Source organism: Pseudomonas sp. S3_C06, from assembly GCF_054667675.1.
On sequence record NZ_CP162747.1, the window covers coordinates 1,134,508 to 1,154,725 of the forward strand.

Below are 20,218 nucleotides of genomic sequence, written 5' to 3' on the forward strand. Positions count from 1 at the left end.
TCAAACCATTCAGATTGCATGAGGAAACATCATGAACACGTCCAACAAAGTTGTAGTGATTACCGGCGCCTCGCAAGGCATTGGCGCAGGCCTGGTCAAGGGTTTCCATGAACGCGGCTATCAGGTTGTCGCGACCTCGCGCTCGATCAAACCCTCCACTGACCCGGATATTCTCGCCGTCGCCGGTGACATCGCCGACCCACAAACCGCCGAGCGGGTGATTCGCGAAGCCGTTGCTCGTTTCGGGCGCATCGACACGCTGGTCAATAACGCCGGGATTTTCGTCGCCAAACCCTTCACCGAGTACAGCCAGGCAGACTACGCACAAGTGGTAGCGACCAACATGAGCGGCTTCTTCCACATCTCGCAATTGGCCATTGCCGAAATGGAGAAAAACGCCAGCGGCCACATCGTCAGCGTCACCACCAGCCTGGTCGACCACGCGATTGACGGCGTACCGTCGGTGCTCGCGTCGCTGACCAAAGGTGGCATAAACGCGGCGACCAAATCCCTGGCCATCGAGTACGCCAAGCGCGGCATTCGGGTCAACGCGGTGTCGCCGGGCATCATCAAAACGCCGATGCACGGCGAAGAGACGCACGCCGCCCTCGGCAGCCTGCACCCGGTTGGGCATATGGGTGAGATCGACGACATCGTGCAAGCGATCCTTTACCTGGACAGTGCGAAGTTCGTGACCGGCGAAATCCTCCATGTCGACGGTGGTCAAAGCGCTGGCCATTGACACCTCCCCACGGCACTGCCGGTGTGTACCGGCGGTGCCGCTTCATGAGATAAACCTGAGAATGAACCGTCAGTTGATCCTCAGGCTTATTCCATGAAGCGCCACTTTGAAGACTTGCAGTTAGGCAGCATCGAACTCTTTTGCCTCGCCGCTGAAGCCGGCAGTTTCACCGCTGCCGCGCAGCTCGCGGGCGTGACGCCGGCCGCGGTGAGCCGGTCGATTCTTCGCCTCGAAAAAAGATTGGGTTCACGCTTGTTTGCCCGAACTACCCGCAGCATTCGCTTGACCGAAGCGGGCAGAAACTTTTTCGTCCAGTGCAGCCAGGCCCTGACGCAACTGGTCGAAGCGCAACAAGAGGTCATGGGCGCACAGACCTCACCGTCCGGTCAGTTGCGCATCAGCCTTCCCACCACTTACGGGCATCACCGCATTCTGCCGCTGCTGCCAAAATTCCGCGCGCTCTACCCTGACGTCACCGTCGACATCCACTTGGGCAACCGCAATATCGACTTCGTCGGCGAAGGCTACGACCTGGCGATCCGCGTCCGCGCGCAACCGGATTCGACCATGGTTGCGCGGCTGCTGGAGGATGCCAAACTGGTGGTGGTCGCCTCCCCCGACTATCTGAAAAAGGCTGGCACACCGAAGACGCTTGAGGATCTGGTGCAACACGAATGTATTCAGTTCGAACTGCCGAGCAGCGGGCGGCGGATCTCCTGGCTGTTCCAGGAAAATGGCCACGATCGCGAAGTGATTTCCGACGGCGGTTACTCCTGCTCCGATGACGTGCTCGGCGGTGTCACCCTGGCCAGACATGGTGCCGGGGTCTTCCAGACGTACAAGTTCATTGTCGAAAAGGAGCTGGCGGACGGCAGCTTGGTCGAGGTACTTAAGCCGTACGCCGGGCGCTCGCGACCTTACACCTTGCTCTACCCGCACGGGCGGTATGTGCCGCAACGGGTCAGGGCGTTTGTCGACTTTCTGTTGCAGTTTCGTGATGAGTGGGCGGTTGACGCTGATTGAATCGGCGCAACACAAAAGCCTGCTTTTCATGGCAGGCTTTTGTGTGGTCGCGCAGGCTTACTTCTGCTGTGCGGTCAGCGCCGAGTAGCTGTTCATCAGGTTGCGGTAGTTCGGGATCCGCTGCGACAGCAGGTTACCCAGACCTTCAATGTCGTTGCGCCAGTCGCGGTGCAGCTCACACGCCACCGAGAACCAGTTCATCATTTGCGCGCCGGCCTGAGTCATGCGACTCCACGCGGCTTGTTGCACGGTGGTGTTGAAGGTGCCGGACGCATCAGTCACCACAAACACCTCAAACCCTTCCGCCAGCGCCGACAAGGTCGGGAACGCTACGCAGACATCCGTGACCACACCGGCAATGATGATTTGCTTGCGACCGGTAGCTTTGATCGCCTTCACAAAATCTTCGTTGTCCCAAGCGTTGATCTGACCTGGACGAGCGATGTACGGCGCGTCCGGGAACATCTCTTTCAGCTCTGGCACCAGCGGGCCGTTCGGGCCTTGTTCGAAACTGGTGGTGAGGATGGTCGGCAGTTCGAAGAACTTGGCCAGATCCGCCAGGGCCAGCACGTTGTTCTTGAACTCGTTTGGCGAGATGTCCTGCACCAGGGAAATCAGGCCGGTCTGGTGATCAACCAGCAGCACGATGGCGTCGTCTTTGTTCAGGCGGTTATAGGTTGGAGTGGTCATGGTGGGCATCCCTTTTGAGTTTTTGAAGTTGTTGTTGCGTTCAAGTTGGGTACAGATTACTGACGCACAGGGACGGGATAAATCGGCTGAAAAGCGTTTCACCGTCAACTCAAAAGGGACAATTTTCCGGCTGCCGGTGAGTCTGAAAAACTGGCACCACTGACAAACCTGCGCGGAGCAGTCACGGGGTCATTTATCAGCTGCAGGTCCCCGCGCCGTGCTGTCGCGCTTCGTCAATGTGAACGGCAACACCACATGCCGTTGCGGCAACGGCTGTTTCTCGATCAGCGCAATCAGCATTTCCACGGCTTTCTCGCCAAACATTTCGGCGGGTTGAGCAATGGTCGTCAGCGGTGGATCGCAGTACGCGGCCATTGGAATATCGTCAAATCCGGCGAGCGAAATATCCTCCGGCACGCGCAGCCCCTGCTCTTTAATGCTCTTGAGCGCGCCGATGGCCATTTCGTCATTTTCACAAAACAGCGCGCTCGGTCGGTTGTCGAGCGCGAGCAGTTTCCCGGCACCCGAATAGCCAGCGTCCAGGGTGAAATCGCCGTGACAGATGAGCGTGTTGTCCAGCGCAAGACCGGCGTCGCGCAGGGCCGCCTCATACCCCGCCAGACGATCACGCGTGAGCGGGCTGCCTTTGGGGCCTTTGATCAGTCCGATGCGCTGATGCCCCATCGCGATCAGGTACTCGGTCATGGCTTTGGCCGCCGCAACGTTATCCAGACTGATCGTTGGATGCCGTCCGTGCCGGATGACTTCGCAGGCATTGACGATCGGGGCCAGTGCTGGCTCGGCGGTAGATTCTTCGAAGGGATCATAGGCGCGCAACTGAATGACGCCATCGGCTTGATGGGCGTGCACCAGATCAGCGAACTGGCGCTCAAGTGATGCCTGGCCCTGGGTGTCGCACAACAGCAACCGGTATCCGGCGGCCTGCGCGGCTTTCTGTGCGCCGCTGATCACCCTGGCGAAAAAGGTGTTGGCAATGGTCGGGACCAGAATCACCAGGTTGCCCGTTCTACGCGAGCGAAACTGCACCGCCATCAAATTCGGTCGATAGCCGGTTTGCTGGACGGCGGCCATGACCCGCTCGCGGGTATCGGGCAGCACACGCTCGGGGGACTTCAATGTTCTCGACACCGTTGCTACCGAGACACCCGCCAGCCGTGCCACTTCGCGGATATTGGACAAGACTGCCTCGCTCTTTCAATCAAATCGGCCGTCGAGCTTACCGCACAGCGTCACACGCCGAAACGTTGGCATTCGTCAGACACGGTTTGACACTCGCTGATTTCAGGCCTAGATTTCGCCGACGATGTAACCGGTTACATCATCTATGTTCCGCATGAATCCACTGAGACAATTGCCATGATTGCAGCAGGTAGAAAAATAAGAATGGGCTTCGTCGGCGGTGGTGAAGGCGCCTTCATCGCCCAGGCACACCGGCAAGCCGCCGGCCTCGATGGACGCTTCGAACTGGTCTGCGGTGCGTTCAGCCGCGACGCCCATAACAATCAACGCAGTGGTGCGGCGCTTGGGCTGCCTGCGCAACGCTGCTATGACGCCTGGCAAGACATGCTGGCCGCCGAACACGCACTGCCGGCCGATCAGCGCATGGAACTGCTGGTGATCGTCACGCCTAATCACCTGCACGCCCCTATCGCCAGTGCAGCACTGAGTGCGGGTTTCCATGTGTTCAGTGAAAAGCCCGCTGCGCTCAATCTGGCGCAAGTGCAGGACTTGGCCCGCGTGGTCAACAACAGCCAGCGGATCTACGCCTTGGCACATACCTACCTGGGGTATGCGATGGTCTGGCAGGCACGCGAGATGGTCGCCAACGGTGAAATCGGGCGTCTGCGCAAAGTCCTCGTCGAATACCCGCAAGGCTGGCTCAGCAGCGATGTGGCTGGCCAAGGCAACAAACAGGCGGGCTGGCGCGACAATCCTGAACAATCCGGCATCGGTGGCTGCATCGGTGACATCGGCACGCACGCGTTTTCCCTCGCGGAGTTTATCGCCGGTCAATCCATCCAGTTCATCAGCGCGATGCTCGGGTCGCATTTGAGCAGTCGCCAGCTGGATGACGACGCCTCGATGTTGTTCAAAATGGCCGACGGCGCCAGCGGCGTATTGATCGCCAGCCAAGTGTGCGCGGGCGAAGAGAATCCGCTGAAGATTCGCCTTTATGGCGACAAGGGCGGGCTGGAATGGCGTCAGGAAGAGCCCGCCAGTCTGATCCATCGCCCGTTTAATGAACCGATGCGCGTGCTGCGCTCAGGCGTTGGCCAGCCTTGGCTGTGCGAAGCCGCCACCCGGCGCATGCGCTTGCCCGCCGGGCACCCGGAAGGCTACCTCGAGGCCATGGCCAATCTCTACGGTGACCTCGCGCAGGCCATTTTCCAGGGTGCGAGCGGCCCTGACGCACCGGGCGTTCCCGGCATAGCCACCGGGCTGCGCGGCATGGCCTTCATCGAGACCGCCATTGCCAATCATTGTGGCGAAGCCAAATGGACTGCAATACCTGACCTTGCCAATGGAGCAACCGCCAATGAACGTTAATCAACAACGCCCGAGCGGGATGCGCGGCCCCGGTATCTTTCTCGCCCAATTCATCGCCGACGAAACGCCTTTCGATACCTTGGCCAACATCGCGCAATGGGCAGCTTCCCAAGGCTACAAAGCCATTCAATTGCCGACCCTCGGCACGCGCTTCATCGACCTTGAACGCGCCGCCGACAGTCAGGATTACTGCGACGAACTCATCGCCGTATGCGCCAAGGCCGGCGTGGTGATCAGCGAGCTGTCGACGCACCTGCAAGGCCAACTGGTCGCGGTGCATCCGGCGTTCGACGCACTCTTCGATGACTTCGCCCCGGCAGCGCTGCGTGGCAATCCGCAAGCACGCACCGAATGGGCGATAAACCAGTTGAAACTGGCGGCGCGCGCCAGTCAGCGCTTGGGGTTGACCGCCCACGCGACCTTTTCCGGCGCCCTGCTCTGGCCCTACGTCTACCCATGGCCGCAACGCCCTGCCGGCCTGGTGGAACAGGGTTTTGCCGAATTGGCGAAACGCTGGTTGCCGATCCTCGAATGCTTCGATGAGGCCGGGGTGGACCTCTGCTACGAGATCCACCCCGGCGAAGACCTGCACGATGGCGCCTCTTTCGAACAATTTCTTGAAGCGGTGAATCATCATCCGCGCGCGGCAATTCTGTATGACCCGAGCCATCTGTTGCTGCAGCAAATGGACTACCTGGGCTTCATCGATCGCTACCACGCGCGCATCCGCATGTTCCACGTCAAGGATGCGGAGTTTCACGCCAACGCGCGATCCGGCGTCTACGGCGGCTATCAGGGCTGGGTTGATCGCCCGGGGCGGTTTCGTTCATTGGGCGATGGCCAGATCGACTTCAAAGCGATCTTCAGCAAACTGACTCAATACGACTTCAACGGTTGGGCCGTGCTGGAGTGGGAATGCTGTCTGAAAGACGCTGCGCAAGGCGCTGCCGAAGGGGCGGCCTTCATCGAGCGACACATGATCACCCGAACCTGCAAGGCATTCGACGATTTCGCCAGTGTGAGCGCTGACGAGCAATCCAACCGGCGTCTGCTGGGCCTTGGCGAACGCTGATTACCACGCTGTTACCGACATAAAAATAATACGGTGATTGAAATGAACCTAATGAATGCGCGACTCAGCGTCATGATGTTTCTGCAGTTTTTTATCTGGGGCGGCTGGTTCGTCACCCTCGGCACTTTCCTCACCACGACACTGGCAGCCAGCGGCGGCCAGGTGGGAATGGCGTTCTCCACGCAGTCGTGGGGCGCGATCATTGCACCTTTTGTCGTAGGTCTGATTGCTGATCGCTTTTTCAATGCCGAACGCATCTTGGCGGTGTTGCACCTGCTGGGGGCGGTGCTGCTTTTTCAGCTTTATCAGGCAGCTGATTTCAGTGCGTTTTATCCCTATGTGCTGGCCTACATGCTGGTCTACATGCCAACCCTGGCCCTGGTCAACGCGGTAGCCTTCCGACAGATCAAAGACCCGGCCCGGGAGTTTTCCCGCATCCGCGTATGGGGCACCGTTGGCTGGATCGTCGCCGGCATCGTGATCAGTTTCGGCTTTGCCTGGGACGCTCAACAGGCGATCGCTGCGGGCGGTTTGCGCAACACGTTCCTGATGTCCGCCGTGGCCTCGCTGGTGTTGGGGCTCTACAGCTTCAGCCTGCCGAAAACCGCACCGTTGAAATCCACCACCGATACGCCTGGTATCAAACAGATGGCGGGGATGGACGCATTGGGACTGCTCAAGGATCGCAGTTATCTGGTGTTCTTTCTCGCGTCCATCCTGATCTGCATTCCTCTGGCGTTCTATTACCAGAATGCCAATCCGTTTCTGGCCGAAATCGGTGTCACCAACCCCACCGCGAAGATGGCTCTGGGTCAGGTCTCCGAAGTGCTGTTCATGCTTCTGCTACCCCTGTTCATCCAGCGTTTCGGCATCAAGATTGCCTTACTGGTCGGGATGCTGGCCTGGGCCTTGCGCTATGTGTTGTTCGCCTACGGCAACAATGGTGACCAAGCGTTCATGCTGCTGATCGGTATTGCACTGCACGGCGTGTGTTATGACTTTTTCTTCGTCTGTGGGCAGATCTACACCGATGCCAAAGCGCCCGAGCGCTTCCGCAGCTCGGCTCAGGGCCTGATCACCTTGGCCACTTACGGTGTGGGCATGCTGATCGGATTCTGGGTGGCGGGTCAGATCACTGACCACTTCACCGCGCAAAACGGCCACGACTGGAGAAGTATATGGCTGTTCCCGGCAGGATTTTCGGTGGTGGTTCTGCTGTGTTTCGCACTGGCGTTCAAAAGCCGTGGCGGCGAAAAGGAAGGGATGCCGTCGACCGTCTAGAAACGCCGTTCTGATAGGCGCAGCGCAGAAAACAGAAAAAGCCTGCTTTTCAGGGCAGGCTTTTCGTTTACATCGCGCAGGCTTACTTCTGCTGTGCGGTCAGCGCCGAGTAGCTGTTCATCAGGTTGCGGTAGTTAGGGATCCGCTGCGACAGCAGATTACCCAAGCCTTCAATGTCGTTGCGCCAGTCGCGGTGCAGCTCACACGCCACCGAGAACCAGTTCATCATCTGCGCACCAGCCTGAGTCATGCGGCTCCACGCGGCTTGCTGCACGGTGGTGTTGAAGGTGCCGGAGGCGTCAGTCACCACAAAAACATCAAACCCCTCCGCCAGCGCCGACAAGGTCGGGAACGCTACGCAGACATCCGTCACCACACCGGCAATGATGATCTGCTTGCGCCCGGTGGCTTTGATCGCCTTCACAAAATCTTCGTTGTCCCACGCGTTGATCTGGCCTGGACGAGCGATATACGGCGCGTCGGGGAACATCTCTTTCAGCTCTGGCACCAGCGGGCCGTTCGGGCCTTGTTCGAAGCTGGTGGTGAGGATGGTCGGCAGTTCGAAGAACTTGGCCAGATCGGCCAGGGCCAGCACGTTGTTCTTGAACTCGTTTGGCGAGAAGTCCTGTACCAGGGAAATAAGGCCGGTCTGGTGGTCGACCAGCAGCACGATGGCGTCGTCTTTGTTCAGGCGGTTGTAGGTTGGAGTGGTCATGGTGGGCATCCCTTTTGAGTTTTTGAAGTTGTTGTTGCGTTCAAGTTGGGTACAGATTACTGACGCACAGGGACGGGATAAATCGGCTGAAAAGCGTTTCACCGTCAACTCAAAAAGGACAATACCGATCAACCAGGCACTTCTGCACTGTCGGCAGATATCAGCAATGACGCGGTCATCTCAGCGTGGCATACCGCAAGGATTTCATCGGCCAGCGCTGAATCATCCGGGCAGGCACGCGACAGAATAATCGCGCCCACCGCCCGCGCCAGCATGTCGATCATTTTCACTCGCCCCTCACCAGATGCCGCGTCGGGCCCTGTCGGGTACTTGTCGCCGAGCGTCTGCAGCGTGCGTTCGATCCCCTCGGCAAACGCCGTTTTCACATCGTCAGACTGACGCGCTGCGTCGCCGCACAACGCTGCCATGGTGCAACCGCTGCCCCGCCCGTCCCGATGTTCTTTCGAGACATAAGCGTCGATGAAGCCTTGAACATCGACCATTTCGGCACCGACCAACGAGCGCGCAAGACTGTTGGCCGAAGCTTCGGACATCAGGTCGGCTTTCGAGCCGAAGTGTTTGTAGAAACCGCCATGGGTAAATCCGGCCGCCGCCATCAGGTCCGCGACGCCGACACCGTCAAAACCTCGCTCACGAAACAGCACCGAGGCGGTCTCGACGATGTGCTCGCGGTTTGCCTGCGCCTGGGCTTTGGTGACTCTCACGTGCAATACCTCCGCTGAAATTCATGCGCCGATGATACATAGATGTCAGCCATAATCAAAACCGTTGACAGTTTAGATTTCGATCATCATCCTAATTACAGAAGTTATCGCTGCTCATCCACAGGCACGGATCAAACCCCATGACCGATCAAAATCTGTTCACGCCGTACACGCTTGGCTCCCTGACGCTGGCGAATCGCATCGTTCTCGCGCCGCTGACCCGCAATCGAGCGGGCGAAGGCTTTGTGCCCAGTGAGTTCGCAGCCACCTATTACAGCCAGCGCGCCTCCGCTGGCCTGCTGATTTCTGAAGCGACGCAGATCTCCCGACAGGGCCAGGGCTATCAGGACACCCCGGGGATTTACACGCAGGCGCAGATCGATGGCTGGCGCAAGGTGACCGCTGCGGTGCACGAACAAGGCGCGAAGATCTTTCTGCAACTGTGGCATGTCGGTCGTGTTTCACATGTTGATCTTCAAGAAAACGGCGCCGCACCTGTAGCGCCCTCGGCGATACGCCCGGCGACCAAAGTGTTCGTCAACAACCGTTTTGAAGACGTTTCCGCGCCACGAGCACTGGAGATCAGCGAACTCCCGGGGATCGTCAACGATTTCCGCCAGGCAGCGGTCAACGCGATCGCCGCTGGGTTCGATGGTGTGGAAATCCACGGTGCCAACGGCTATTTGCTCGATCAATTCATCAAGGATGGCGCCAACGTGCGCACCGATGCCTACGGCGGCTCGATAGAAAATCGTGCGCGCTTGTTGCTGGAAGTGACGGCCGCGGTCGCCGCCGAGATTGGCGCAGATCGCACAGGCATTCGCCTCTCGCCGGTGTCGCCGGCCAACGGGGTGTCGAGCAGCGACCCGCAAGGGCAATTCGATTACATCGTCGAGCAACTTGATGCGCTGGGCATCGTTTATCTGCACGTGGTCGAAGGCGCAACCGGTGGGCCGCGCGATGTCGCGCCGTTCGATTTCGGCGCTCTGCGCCAGCGTTTCAAAAACACCTACATCGCCAACAACGGCTATGACCTCGAGCTGGCGAACGCGCGGATTGCCGAGGACCACGCCGATCTGATCGCCTTCGGTCGCCCGTTCATTGGCAATCCCGATCTGGTCGAGCGCCTGGCGGCCGGTGCGCCGCTGGCCGGTTTCAATCCCGCCACCCTGTATGGCGGCGGTGCGGAAGGCTACATCGACTATCCGACCTTGGCTGAATGGAGCGCTGCTGCTCAGTAAGCCGAGCCCCAGCGCATTTACTGCCTCTCCTTAATCGTTTTTGTGAAAAGAGATGACCCTATGAACGCCCACCCTACTGTTCTTATCACTGGCGCCTCGACCGGTATCGGCGCGGTTTACGCCGATCGCTTCGCCCAACGCGGGCATGATCTGGTGCTGGTCGCCCGCGATCTTCAGCGCCTGGAAACGCTCGCCGCGAAGTTGCGCAGCGAATACAGCGTCGCCATTGATGTGCTGCAGGCCGACCTGACCCAACTCAGCGATCTGCACACCGTCGAAACGCGCCTGCGCGACGATGCGCGCATTGGCATCCTCGTCAATAACGCGGGCGCCGCGCAGTCCGGCAACTTCATCGAGCAGAGCACCGACAAAGTGGCCAATCTGGTCGCCCTCAACACCACGGCACTGGTGCGGCTCGCCAGCGCCATCGCTCCCCGTCTGGCAAAGGCCGGTGACGGCGCCATCATCAACATCGGCTCGGTGGTCGGTCTGGCCCCGGAGTTCGGCATGTCGGTGTACGGCGCGACCAAAGCGTTTGTCCTGTTCCTGTCTCAGGGCCTGAGCCTGGAACTTTCGCCACTCGGCGTCTACGTACAAGCCGTGCTGCCGGCCGCGACGCGTACCGAGATCTGGGATCGCGCGGGCATCGACATCAACACTTTGAGCGAGATCATGGAAGTCACCGATCTGGTCGATGCGGCGCTGGTCGGTTTCGATCGTCGCGAACCGGTGACCATTCCACCGCTGCATGAAGGTGAGCGCTGGGATGCCTTGCAGACCGCGCGGCAGGGCCTGCTGGCACAGATCCGCCAGTCGGCAGTCGCGCAGCGTTACCTGGCGTGAGTCCGATGGAACCAATGCCTTTCGTCAAAGCCGCCAACCAATCGATTCTGGTTGGCGGCACGGCCTTCGCCTATCGCGACCTCGGCCCAAAATCGGCGGTGCCGCTGATCCTGCTCAATCATTGGGGCGCAGCACTTGACGACTTCGACCCGCGAATCGTCGATGGTCTGGCGCGGAACCGGCGCGTGCTCGCCATTGACTATCGCGGTGTCGGTGGCTCAGGCGGCACCGCGCCCCTGACCGTCGCGCAGATGGCCGACGACGTCATCAGCCTGATCGCTGCGCTGGAATTCACCAGCGTCGATCTGCTGGGTTTTTCCCTCGGCGGATTCGTTGCTCAGGACATCGCGCTCAAAGCGCCCGCGTTGGTGCGGCGCCTGATTCTGACCGGCACCGGACCGGCTGGCGGAGTCGGTATCGCCAAGGTCGGTGCGGTTTCCTGGCCACTGATGTTCAAGGGTTTGCTGACCCTGCGCGATCCCAAGTTCCACCTGTTTTTCACCACAACCGCCAACGGACGCCGGGCCGCGACAGACTTTTTGCAACGCCTGAAAGAACGCCGCAAAGACCGCGACAAGCGCCCGACACCCAGCGCTTTTCTACGGCAGTTGAGAGCCATCAAGGCATGGGGAAAACAGACGCCACAGAACCTTGGCGGCCTGCAAATCCCGACGCTGGTGGTCAACGGTGACAACGACATCATGGTGCCGACGGTCAACTCGATTGATCTGGCGAAGCGTATTCCCTACGCGCAACTGATCATTTATGAAGACGCCGGACACGGCGCGATTTTCCAGAACTACGCTGACTTTGTCAGCAAGGCGCAGGCGTTTCTCGACAACTGAACCAATCTGCTCAGGCAACCCTGACCTCCCCCAGAACCGTGAGAGCCGTCCCCACCATGAAAGCTTATTTTATCGATCGCTACGGCAAGCAGAACGGGCGTATTGGCGATGTCTGCGAGCCTGTACCCGGCGCCCATGACGTGCTGATTGAAGTCCATGCAGCCAGCGTCAACGTACTCGATTCAAAGATTCGCAGCGGCGAGTTCAAACTGATTCTGCCGTACTCATTGCCCTTGGTGCTGGGCAACGATTGTGCCGGCGTGGTGATTGCGGTTGGCGCAGCGGTCAAGGGTTTCAAGCCCGGCGACGCGGTGTATGCACGCGTGCCCGAACAACGAATCGGCACGTTTGCCGAGCGAATCGCCGTCGAGCAAAACGCCGTGGCGTTGAAGCCCGCCAACCTCAGTATGGAGCAAGCCGCCGGCATTCCCTTGGTTGCCCTGACAGCCTGGCAAGCGCTGGTCGACATCGCCCGTTTGCAAAAGGGTCAGAAGGTCCTGATTCACGCCGGTTCCGGCGGTGTCGGCAGCATCGCCATTCAACTGGCCAAACACCTCGGCGCGGTTGTCGCGACCACCACCAGCACCGCGAATGTCGAATGGGTTAAAGCGTTCGGCGCAGACGTGGTGATTGATTACAAACAGCAGCACTTCGAGGAGGAACTGCGCGACTACGACGTGGTGCTGAACAGCCTCGGCACCGACGTTCTGGAAAACTCGCTGAAGGTACTCAAACCGGGTGGCCAGCTGATTTCCATATCAGGCCCGCCAACTGCCGAGTTCGCCAAGGCGCAGGGCCTGGCCTGGCCGCTGCGGCAAGTCATGCGCTTGTTGAGCCTGAGCATTCGGCGCAAGGCGCGCAAGCAGGATGTCCGTTACAGCTTCCTGTTTATGCGGGCCAACGGTGCACAGCTGCAAGAAATCACCTCCCTGATTGAAGCCGGCGAAATAAAGCCCGTGCTGGATCGCACCTTCGCCTTCGAGTCAGCGGGCGAAGCCCTGACTTACGTCGAACAGGGCCGTGCGAAAGGCAAGGTAATCGTGCAGATCAAATAGTTGCCTGCCTGTAATCATCTGGCGAAAGAACCATGGATAACGTTGCCTGCGACACCGAAAAGCCCCCCGCCGACGAACTGCAAGACACGGAGAACAAACACCCACCTGAACCCGCGAACCACGAAACGCCTGACCCCAAGCGGCACAATGCGATACTTGGTGTTGCTCCGATCGTATGGCGGCCCTTGATGCTTGAGCCCTAGGTGTTCAACGCACAGGGGTGAGAGGGTGGTGGCGCGTTTGCTGGAAAGCTTTGCCGGGAAGACGCCGCAGGGTTGTGTCACTGGCTAAGTGGCGCGTGCCGAAACAGCTGCCCTCACCCTAGCCCTCTCCCCCAGGAGAGGGAACCGATTGGGGGATATTGGCGATAAACGCCGACCTGAAATAACGCCTGTGAATCCAATCCCGTCAAGCACTGCGGATGGGCCCGTAATCGACGCGATCTGTCAGGTCGATGCATAACGCCAGACACCTCGGTCGGCTCCCTCTCCCCCCGGGAGAGGGCTGGGGTGAGGGGACGCTGTGCTCCGGCTTACAAGGTGTAGGAAATCCCGACCTGCACGGTTCTCGGCGCGCCCGGATAGGCGTAGACATTACCGAACGCGCCCTCTTCATAATCCCGATCAAACAGATTCTTCACGTCAAGATTGAGCCGCACCTTCTCGTTGACCTTATAGAAGCCGAGCAAGTCGACAACCGTGTAGCTGTCCATCGAGAACGCAGTATTGGCGGTCTGTCCGGCACGCTCGTCGACGTACTTGAGTCCGGTACCCAGGCCCAAACCTTTAAGCGCTCCGTCCTGAAACTCATAGACGTTGAGCAGGCTGAAGCTGTTTTGCGGGATGTTCATCAACCGTGTGCCCGAACGGATCACGTTGTCCTTGGTCACTTCGGCATCCACATAGGCGTAGCCGCCGATGACGCGCCATTCGGGTGTCAGGTTGCCGGCGACGTTCAGGTCGAAACCACGGCTGCGCACTTCCCCGGCCGCGACGTTGAAGGTCGAATCCACCGGGTCGGTGGTCAGCACGTTGCGTTTTTCGATCTGATAGATCGCTGCGTCGACGCTCAACTGATGATCCAGCGCTTCCCACTTGACGCCCATTTCGTAGGACTTGCCTTTCTCCGGGGCGAAGCCTCCGCCCACGCGGCTCGCGCCGGTATTGGGCTTGAACGAGCGCGCCGTGTCGGCATAGACCGCCAGCGTGTCGGTCAGGTCGTAGGTCACGCCGAGGCGCGGAGTCACCGCGTTATCACTGGCCTGCCAGTTTTTACCGCCCGGCACGTAGGTTTCATAGTCGTGTTCGAAACGCTCAAAACGCGCCCCGGCCAGCACCTTCAGACGCTCGGTCAGCGCCACCTGATCCTGGACGAACGCGGCATAGGTCTTGAGATTTTCCTTGTCGTGGGTCGGGGTGCGGGTCAATGCCGGGCGCGGCTGGCCGTAGACCGGATCGAAGATGTCGATCGGGTAGGCGCCGACCGCGCCGCTGGAGCGCTGAATGATCGACTTGTAGTCGTAATCTTCGTATTCGATACCGGTCAGCAACGTGTGCTGCAAGCCACCGGTGCTGAAATGACCGGTCAGATTGAGTTGAGTGTCCTTGTCGGTCCACTCCAGTTTGCGGTAGTTGAAGTTGCGCCCCAGGGTTCGACCGTCATCGGCAATGCCGTTGGCTTCGATCGCATTGCCCTCAAGCGAGCCGTCGAGCCACTGGAAGCCACCGCCCAGCGTCCAGTCATCATTGAGCAGATGTTCGAAACGCAGTTGCGCCATGTTGTTGTCGTTGTGCAATTTGCCGGCGTCTTTTTCGCCGAAAAACGTGTCGCGCGAAGCGGTGCCGATCTGTTTGGCGTAACGCGTCACGCCACGATCCAGCGGGTGATTGTTGCGCATGAAATCACCCTCGAAGATCACCCGCGTGGCATCGCTGGCCTGCCAGGTCAGCACCGGCGTGATGCCGTAGCGTTCGGTCTCGACGTGATCGCGGAAGGTATCGCCGCCCTCGCCCACCACGTTGAGTCGATAGGCCAGGCGCCCCTCTTCATCCAGCGGGCCGGAAGCGTCCAGCGTGCCGCGCTTCATGCCTTGATCGTTCAACTGACTACCCAACGTTACCGTGCGCTCGGGCAACGGCTGCTTGGAAACGACATTGAAGGTGCCGCCGGGATCGCCACGGCCGTAGAGCATCGTCGCCGGCCCGCGCAGCACTTCCAGACGCTCGATGGTGTTGGCGTCGGGCATGTTCGGGTAGCCGCGATTGATCGGGAAACCGTTGCGGTAGAACTCGCCAGTGGTGAAACCGCGCACGGTGAATGTGGTCAGGCCCTGCCCGCCGAAATTGTTCGCGCGGCCCACGCCGCCGGCGTAATCCAGCGCGTCTTGCAGACGCGTGGCGCCGAGGTCTTCGACAGCATCTTTAGTGACCACGCTGATCGATTGCGGGGTTTCATGGATCGAGGTGTCGGTACGGGTGGCACTGGCAGAACGTGTGGCGCGGTAACCCTGCACCGGGCCGTCGGCTCGTTCGTAATCCGCTGTACCGACCACGTCGGTCGCCTCCAGCTCTAGCGCTGAGGATGTTGAATCGGCCTGTTCGGCCCATGAGGAAGAAGACAACGCCTGCAGCACGCAAATTGAAAGCAGAGTACGACGCATGAAATGAAAACCTTGTGAATAGGCCAGAACGAAGGGTAAAACCGCCAGAAAAGCGCCGCGGATGGTATACCAAGTGTTCCGTTATTGAAACTTATTCCCATTCGTATATTTGGCCGACCGAGTGCCGGCGGGTAGGTCATCCATTGCGTCGCACAAAAAACCTTGGTCAAACGTGCAAAAGCTGTTTCGTCATCGCCATCGAGGTGTCGAGCGACTGCCCGGTACGCTGCAATTTGTTCAGCAAACTGGCGCCCAACCACAGCTGATAAAGGGTTTCCGCCAGATGCCGGGCATCGCCCTTGGGCAGACTGTTTTCAGCCTGGCCTTGCTCGATGCACAGCGTTATGCGCGCCACCACTTGCTCGGCGCCATCGCGCAAGGTCAGGCGCATCGACTCCGACAAATCGGCGACTTCGGCACTGAGCTTCACCACCAGACATTCGTCACCGTGGCCTTCGAGAGTGCAGCGGTTCTGCCAGCCCTGCCAGTAATCCATCAGCCGCTCATAGGCGCTCAAGCCTGGCAGCGTCAGGCGCCGCTCCATGTCGGCGAGGTAGCCGACGAAGTAATCCGCGAGCAGCGCCTGGCCGTACAACTCTTTGGATTTGAAGTAGTGATAGAACGAACCCTTGGGCACACCGGCGGTTTGCAGGATCTCGTTGAGGCCGACACTGGTGAAGCCCTTCTCGGCCATCATCCGGTGGCCGGTGTCGAGCAAGTGTTGGCGGGTGTCGTCGTAGGTCGGTTTCATCGGGCGCACATTACCAGGCAATAGACCAGTCGTATTTTCGGAGGAACGGAAGTTTGCCATACCTGTCGATGAAAAACCGCAGGATAAAAAATTACTAGACGACTGGTCTAATTGGAATCTATGCTGCGCCCCGACAAACGTTTTCTGACCGGTGTGGCCGATGTGCGAATCCTTCGCTCAATCGAAGACACCTGATCGACTCAAGGTGCTCTATGAAAATCCTGATGGTTTTGACTTCCCACGATCAACTCGGCAACACCGGCAAGAAAACCGGCTTCTGGCTGGAAGAGTTCGCCGCGCCCTACTACGCCTTCAAGGACGCCGGCGCCGACGTCACACTGGTCTCGCCGGCCGGTGGCCAGCCGCCGCTGGACCCGAAAAGCGATGAGCCCGATGCGCAGACCGCCGAGACTGATCGCTTCCGCAAAGACTCCGCCGCGCAACAGGCACTGGCCAATACCGGGCGCTTGGCCGACGTCAGCGCTGAGGATTTCGATGCGGTGTTCTACCCGGGCGGCCACGGCCCACTGTGGGACCTGGCCGAAGACCAGCAGTCGATCGCGTTGATCGAGGCGTTTGACCGCGCCAACAAACCCCACGGTTTTGTCTGCCATGCGCCGGGGGTGTTGCGTCACGCCCTCACCGCTGACGGCAAACCGCTGGTCCAGCATCGCCAGGTCACCGGTTTCACCAATGCCGAAGAAGAGGCCGTTGGCCTGACAGACGTGGTGCCGTTCCTGATCGAGGACGAGTTCCAGCGTCTCGGCGGCCATTATTCGAAAGTGGCTGACTGGCAGGTTCATGTGGTCGCCGACGGGCAACTGGTCACTGGCCAGAACCCTGCCAGCTCGGCCGCTGTCGCCAAGAAGCTGCTGGAGATGCTGGGCTAACACCCGCGCAAAACCCTTGCAAACGCCGGGCGCGTCTCGCCCGGCGTTATTTTTTTACCCGATTAATAGACGACTGGTCTAATAAACTGCAAAAAGGTCACTCATGAACAACAACCCTTTCTTCACCCCCGCCAAACTCGGCCATCACACCCTGAAAAACCGCATCGTCCTGCCGCCACTCACCCGCCAGCGCAGCACCCAACCGGGCAACGTCGCCAATGAACTGATGGCCGAGTATTACCAACAGCGCGCCGGCGCCGGTTTGCTGGTCACCGAAGGCACGCAGATTGAACCTCGTGGCCAGGGTTATGCGTGGACGCCGGGCATTCATACGCCTGAGCAAATCGCCGGATGGCGCAAAGTCACCGAGGCCGTGCATGCCGTGGACGGGGTGATTTTCGCCCAGTTGTGGCACGTCGGCCGTGTCTCGCACACCGCGCTGCAACCCGACGGCGCAGCGCCGGTTTCGGCCTCCGCCGTGGCTACAGATCGGGTCAGCGTGTTTATCGAAACCGCGCCCGGCGCCGGTGAGCTGGTGCCGCCGTCGGCACCTCGCGCGCTGAGCACCGATGAAGTGCAGGAACTGGTTCAGCTGTACATCCAGGCCGCACGCAACGCCATGGACGCGGGTTTCGATGGCATCGAATTGCACTGCGCCAACGGTTATCTGGTGAACCAGTTCATCTCCGCCCACAGCAATTTGCGCGACGATCAGTACGGTGGTTCGCTGCACAACCGCCTGCGCTTTCTCAAGGAAGTAGTCGCCGGCGTCGCCGAGTGCATCGGCAAGGAAAAAGTCGGCGTACGGTTCGCGCCGCTGTTTACCACCACCGATGAAGCGCGCACTTACCTGGGCATGGTCGAAGAGGATCCGCACAGCACTTACATTGAAGCGATCAAAGTGCTGCAGGACGTGGGCATCGCCTATCTGTCGATTGCCGAAGCCGACTGGGACAACGCGCCGGCAATGCCCCTCACGTTCCGTCAGGCCGTGCGCGAGACCTTCAGCGGCGCGATCATTTATGCCGGGCGTTACACCGCAGAATCCGGCGCGCAACTGCTTGATTCCGGGCTGGCGGATCTGGTCGCTTTCGGCCGCCCGTTCATGGCCAATCCCGATCTGCCGGCGCGCATTGCCAATGACTGGCCGTTGAATGCGTTGAATCCGGCGACGGTGTATGGCGGCACCGCCGAGGGCTATACCGACTACCCCGTTTTTCCCGGCTAAGCCATTCAAGACAAAATAAACGCTTCCGAAATATCGGGAGCGTTTATCCGAGTCGGAGTGCAAGCCCCTGTGGGAGCGAGCCTGCTCGCGAAAGCGGCGTGTCAGTCACCCAAAATGTTGAATGGGACGACGCCTTCGCGAGCAGGCTCGCTCCCACAGGGGGATGTGAATATTCACCGCACAAAAACCTATACAACTACTATAATCTGTACAACTATCTGGACTTGATGTTTAAACGTCCACTCGGCAGCCTGCTGCTCATTACGCTGAATCCGTGAAATGAACAAAACCCATCGGCTGTGCCTCGTTCTGGGTGACCAGTTATCGTTTGATCTGGCTTCATTGGCAGGTCTGGATCGCAAACAGGATCGTGTGCTGCTGGTCGAGGTCATGGAGGAAGCGAGCCACGTTGCCCATCATCCGCAGAAGATCGCTTTAATCTTCAGCGCCATGCGTCACTTCGCTCAGGCGCTGGAGAACCAGGGCTTCCAGGTGCAGTACGTGACCCTCGACGACCCGCAGAACAGCGGCTCGGTGCCCGGCGAATTAAAGCGCTGGCAGGCGCTGCTGCAGGCCAACGAATTGCATCTGACCGAATGCGGCGACTGGCGTCTGGAGCAATCACTGAAGGATTGTGGCTTGCCGATCCACTGGCACGCCGACAACCGTTTCCTCTGCAGCCGCGATGAGTTTCGCGCGTGGGCCGCAGGCAAAAAGCAGTTGCGCATGGAGTTCTTCTATCGCGAGATGCGCCGCAAGAGTCGTCTGTTGCTCAACGGCGATGGCACGCCGGTCGGCGGCGCGTGGAACTTTGATGCCGACAATCGAAAAGCCCTGCCCAAAACCGTCAAGGCGCCCTACCCGGCGGGTTTTACCAACGATGCAATCACCCTCGAAGTCCTCGCACTGGTCAAAGATCGCTTCGCCAGTCACTACGGCAGCCTGGATGACTTCAACTATCCGGTGACCCACGCCGATGCCCAGGCGCTGTGGGCCTGGTTTCTCGATTACGGCCTGGCCGGGTTCGGCGATTATCAGGACGCGATGGCCAGCGACGAACCGTATCTGTTCCATGCGCGCATCAGCGCGGCGCTGAACATTGGCTTGCTCGATCTGCGTCAACTCTGCAGTGACGTGGAGTCGGCCTATTGGTCAGGCAACATTGCCCTGAATGCCGCTGAAGGCTTCATCCGCCAACTGATCGGCTGGCGCGAATATGTGCGGGGCGTTTATTGGCTGCACATGCCGGAATACGCCGAGGGCAATGCCTTCGGTAACACGCGGCGCCTGCCAGAGTTTTACTGGACCGGCGACACAAAAATGAACTGCATGCGCCAGGCCATCGGCCAAAGCCTCAAACACGCCTACGCCCATCACATCCAGCGCCTGATGGTGACCGGCAATTTCGCCCTGCTCGCCGGCATCGCACCGAGCCAGATCTGTGAATGGTATCTGGCGATTTATATGGACGCTTTCGATTGGGTCGAGCTGCCCAACACCCTCGGCATGGTCATGCACGCCGACGGCGGTTATCTCGGTTCCAAGCCTTATTGCGCCAGCGGTCAGTACATCAACCGGATGTCCGACTACTGTCGCGACTGTGCTTACTCGGTGCGCGAAACCACGGCGGATAACGCCTGCCCGTTCAACGCCCTGTACTGGCATTTTCTGATGCGCCACGGTGACCTTCTGCGCGGCAATCAGCGCATGGGCATGATGTACAAAAACCTCGATCGCATGCCGCCGGAAAAACAGCAGGCTTTGTGGCAACGCGGGCAAGGGCTGCTCGACAGACTGGATCGCGGCGAATCGCTATGAAAGCGCGCGAGCCTTGATCCCCGTGCAACTTAACCATGAGGCCCCGGGTCAATGGCTCACAAAGCTTGTGAA

At 59.6% G+C, this 20,218-nt stretch carries 19 protein-coding genes; 13 read left to right on the top strand and 6 right to left on the bottom strand.

Annotated features, from left to right (window positions below; translation table 11 throughout):
- Positions 1 to 31: 31 nt before the first annotated feature.
- Together AB4N44_RS04945 and AB4N44_RS04950 are read left to right on the top strand one after the other, a co-directional pair.
- Positions 32 to 742: an SDR family NAD(P)-dependent oxidoreductase gene (locus AB4N44_RS04945; protein ID WP_460109946.1), complete on the top strand. Its 711-nt coding sequence runs from the start codon at positions 32 to 34 to the stop codon at positions 740 to 742.
- Positions 743 to 835: 93 nt separating this feature from the next.
- Positions 836 to 1,765: a LysR family transcriptional regulator gene (locus AB4N44_RS04950; RefSeq protein ID WP_460109944.1), complete on the top strand. Its 930-nt coding sequence runs from the start codon at positions 836 to 838 to the stop codon at positions 1,763 to 1,765.
- Between the two features lie 57 nt (positions 1,766 to 1,822).
- Here the strand turns inward: AB4N44_RS04950 and ycaC (AB4N44_RS04955) are convergent, their stop codons facing one another.
- Entirely contained in the window at positions 1,823 to 2,455 is a 633-nt protein-coding gene (ycaC, locus tag AB4N44_RS04955) for an isochorismate family cysteine hydrolase YcaC (protein ID WP_460109942.1), read from the bottom strand.
- Here ycaC (AB4N44_RS04955) and AB4N44_RS04960 point away from each other — a divergent pair.
- Positions 2,454 to 2,618, top strand: a complete 165-nt coding sequence (locus AB4N44_RS04960; protein ID WP_460158187.1) for a hypothetical protein — start codon at positions 2,454 to 2,456, stop codon at positions 2,616 to 2,618. The two genes, ycaC (AB4N44_RS04955) and AB4N44_RS04960, sit on opposite strands and share 2 nt — an antisense overlap.
- 26 nt (positions 2,619 to 2,644) lie before the next feature.
- On the opposite strand, the gene AB4N44_RS04965 is transcribed toward AB4N44_RS04960, so the two are convergent.
- Positions 2,645 to 3,655, bottom strand: coding sequence for a LacI family DNA-binding transcriptional regulator (locus AB4N44_RS04965; protein WP_127928473.1), 1,011 nt, complete (start codon positions 3,653 to 3,655; stop codon positions 2,645 to 2,647).
- A 204-nt stretch (positions 3,656 to 3,859) separates the two neighbouring features.
- Here AB4N44_RS04965 and AB4N44_RS04970 point away from each other — a divergent pair, with 204 nt between their 5' ends.
- Genes AB4N44_RS04970 through AB4N44_RS04980 form a run of 3 tightly spaced genes read left to right on the top strand, consistent with a single transcriptional unit; the run spans position 3,860 to position 7,376 of the window.
- Complete coding sequence (locus AB4N44_RS04970) at positions 3,860 to 5,023, top strand: Gfo/Idh/MocA family protein (RefSeq protein ID WP_460109940.1); 1,164 nt, start codon at positions 3,860 to 3,862, stop codon at positions 5,021 to 5,023.
- Positions 5,013 to 6,095 (top strand): sugar phosphate isomerase/epimerase family protein, encoded by a 1,083-nt coding sequence (locus AB4N44_RS04975; RefSeq protein ID WP_460109938.1) that lies wholly within the window; start codon positions 5,013 to 5,015, stop codon positions 6,093 to 6,095. Before AB4N44_RS04970 ends, AB4N44_RS04975 begins: the two co-directional genes overlap by 11 nt.
- A 42-nt stretch (positions 6,096 to 6,137) precedes the next feature.
- Positions 6,138 to 7,376: a nucleoside permease gene (locus tag AB4N44_RS04980; protein ID WP_460109936.1), complete on the top strand. Its 1,239-nt coding sequence runs from the start codon at positions 6,138 to 6,140 to the stop codon at positions 7,374 to 7,376.
- 82 nt (positions 7,377 to 7,458) lie between these two features.
- On the opposite strand, the gene ycaC (AB4N44_RS04985) is transcribed toward AB4N44_RS04980, so the two are convergent.
- Complete coding sequence (gene ycaC / locus AB4N44_RS04985) at positions 7,459 to 8,091, bottom strand: isochorismate family cysteine hydrolase YcaC (protein WP_007916011.1); 633 nt, start codon at positions 8,089 to 8,091, stop codon at positions 7,459 to 7,461.
- A 128-nt stretch (positions 8,092 to 8,219) separates the two neighbouring features.
- On the bottom strand, positions 8,220 to 8,816 hold the full coding sequence (locus tag AB4N44_RS04990; RefSeq protein ID WP_127928479.1) for a TetR family transcriptional regulator: 597 nt from the start codon (positions 8,814 to 8,816) through the stop codon (positions 8,220 to 8,222).
- Between the two features lie 140 nt (positions 8,817 to 8,956).
- On the opposite strand from AB4N44_RS04990, the gene AB4N44_RS04995 reads away from it, so the two are divergent.
- From AB4N44_RS04995 to AB4N44_RS05010, 4 genes are read left to right on the top strand one after another with little or no spacing between them, the layout of a single operon-like run.
- Positions 8,957 to 10,057 (top strand): alkene reductase, encoded by a 1,101-nt coding sequence (locus AB4N44_RS04995; RefSeq protein ID WP_460109934.1) that lies wholly within the window; start codon positions 8,957 to 8,959, stop codon positions 10,055 to 10,057.
- Between the two features lie 60 nt (positions 10,058 to 10,117).
- Complete coding sequence (locus tag AB4N44_RS05000) at positions 10,118 to 10,900, top strand: SDR family NAD(P)-dependent oxidoreductase (protein WP_150750930.1); 783 nt, start codon at positions 10,118 to 10,120, stop codon at positions 10,898 to 10,900.
- A 5-nt stretch (positions 10,901 to 10,905) separates the two neighbouring features.
- Positions 10,906 to 11,745, top strand: coding sequence for an alpha/beta fold hydrolase (locus AB4N44_RS05005; RefSeq protein WP_460109933.1), 840 nt, complete (start codon positions 10,906 to 10,908; stop codon positions 11,743 to 11,745).
- Between the two features lie 56 nt (positions 11,746 to 11,801).
- Positions 11,802 to 12,800, top strand: a complete 999-nt coding sequence (locus AB4N44_RS05010) for an NADP-dependent oxidoreductase (RefSeq protein ID WP_460109931.1) — start codon at positions 11,802 to 11,804, stop codon at positions 12,798 to 12,800.
- A 532-nt stretch (positions 12,801 to 13,332) separates the two neighbouring features.
- Here the strand turns inward: AB4N44_RS05010 and AB4N44_RS05015 are convergent.
- Positions 13,333 to 15,459 carry a TonB-dependent siderophore receptor gene (locus AB4N44_RS05015; RefSeq protein WP_460109928.1) on the bottom strand — a complete coding sequence of 709 codons (2,127 nt, stop codon included), beginning with the start codon at positions 15,457 to 15,459 and terminating at the stop codon, positions 13,333 to 13,335.
- Positions 15,460 to 15,625: 166 nt separating this feature from the next.
- Positions 15,626 to 16,210, bottom strand: coding sequence for a TetR/AcrR family transcriptional regulator (locus AB4N44_RS05020; protein WP_150750925.1), 585 nt, complete (start codon positions 16,208 to 16,210; stop codon positions 15,626 to 15,628).
- A 212-nt stretch (positions 16,211 to 16,422) separates the two neighbouring features.
- Between AB4N44_RS05020 and AB4N44_RS05025 the strand changes: the two genes are divergently transcribed.
- The 3 genes from AB4N44_RS05025 (at position 16,423) to AB4N44_RS05035 (ending at position 20,146) form a co-directional block, all read left to right on the top strand.
- A complete protein-coding gene (locus AB4N44_RS05025) occupies positions 16,423 to 17,100 on the top strand; it encodes a type 1 glutamine amidotransferase domain-containing protein (protein ID WP_150750924.1) in 678 nt (225 codons plus the stop codon).
- A gap of 103 nt (positions 17,101 to 17,203) precedes the next feature.
- Complete coding sequence (locus AB4N44_RS05030) at positions 17,204 to 18,328, top strand: alkene reductase (protein WP_460109926.1); 1,125 nt, start codon at positions 17,204 to 17,206, stop codon at positions 18,326 to 18,328.
- Positions 18,329 to 18,607: 279 nt separating this feature from the next.
- Positions 18,608 to 20,146: a cryptochrome/photolyase family protein gene (locus AB4N44_RS05035; RefSeq protein ID WP_460109923.1), complete on the top strand. Its 1,539-nt coding sequence runs from the start codon at positions 18,608 to 18,610 to the stop codon at positions 20,144 to 20,146.
- The last annotated feature ends 72 nt before the right edge of the window (positions 20,147 to 20,218 follow it).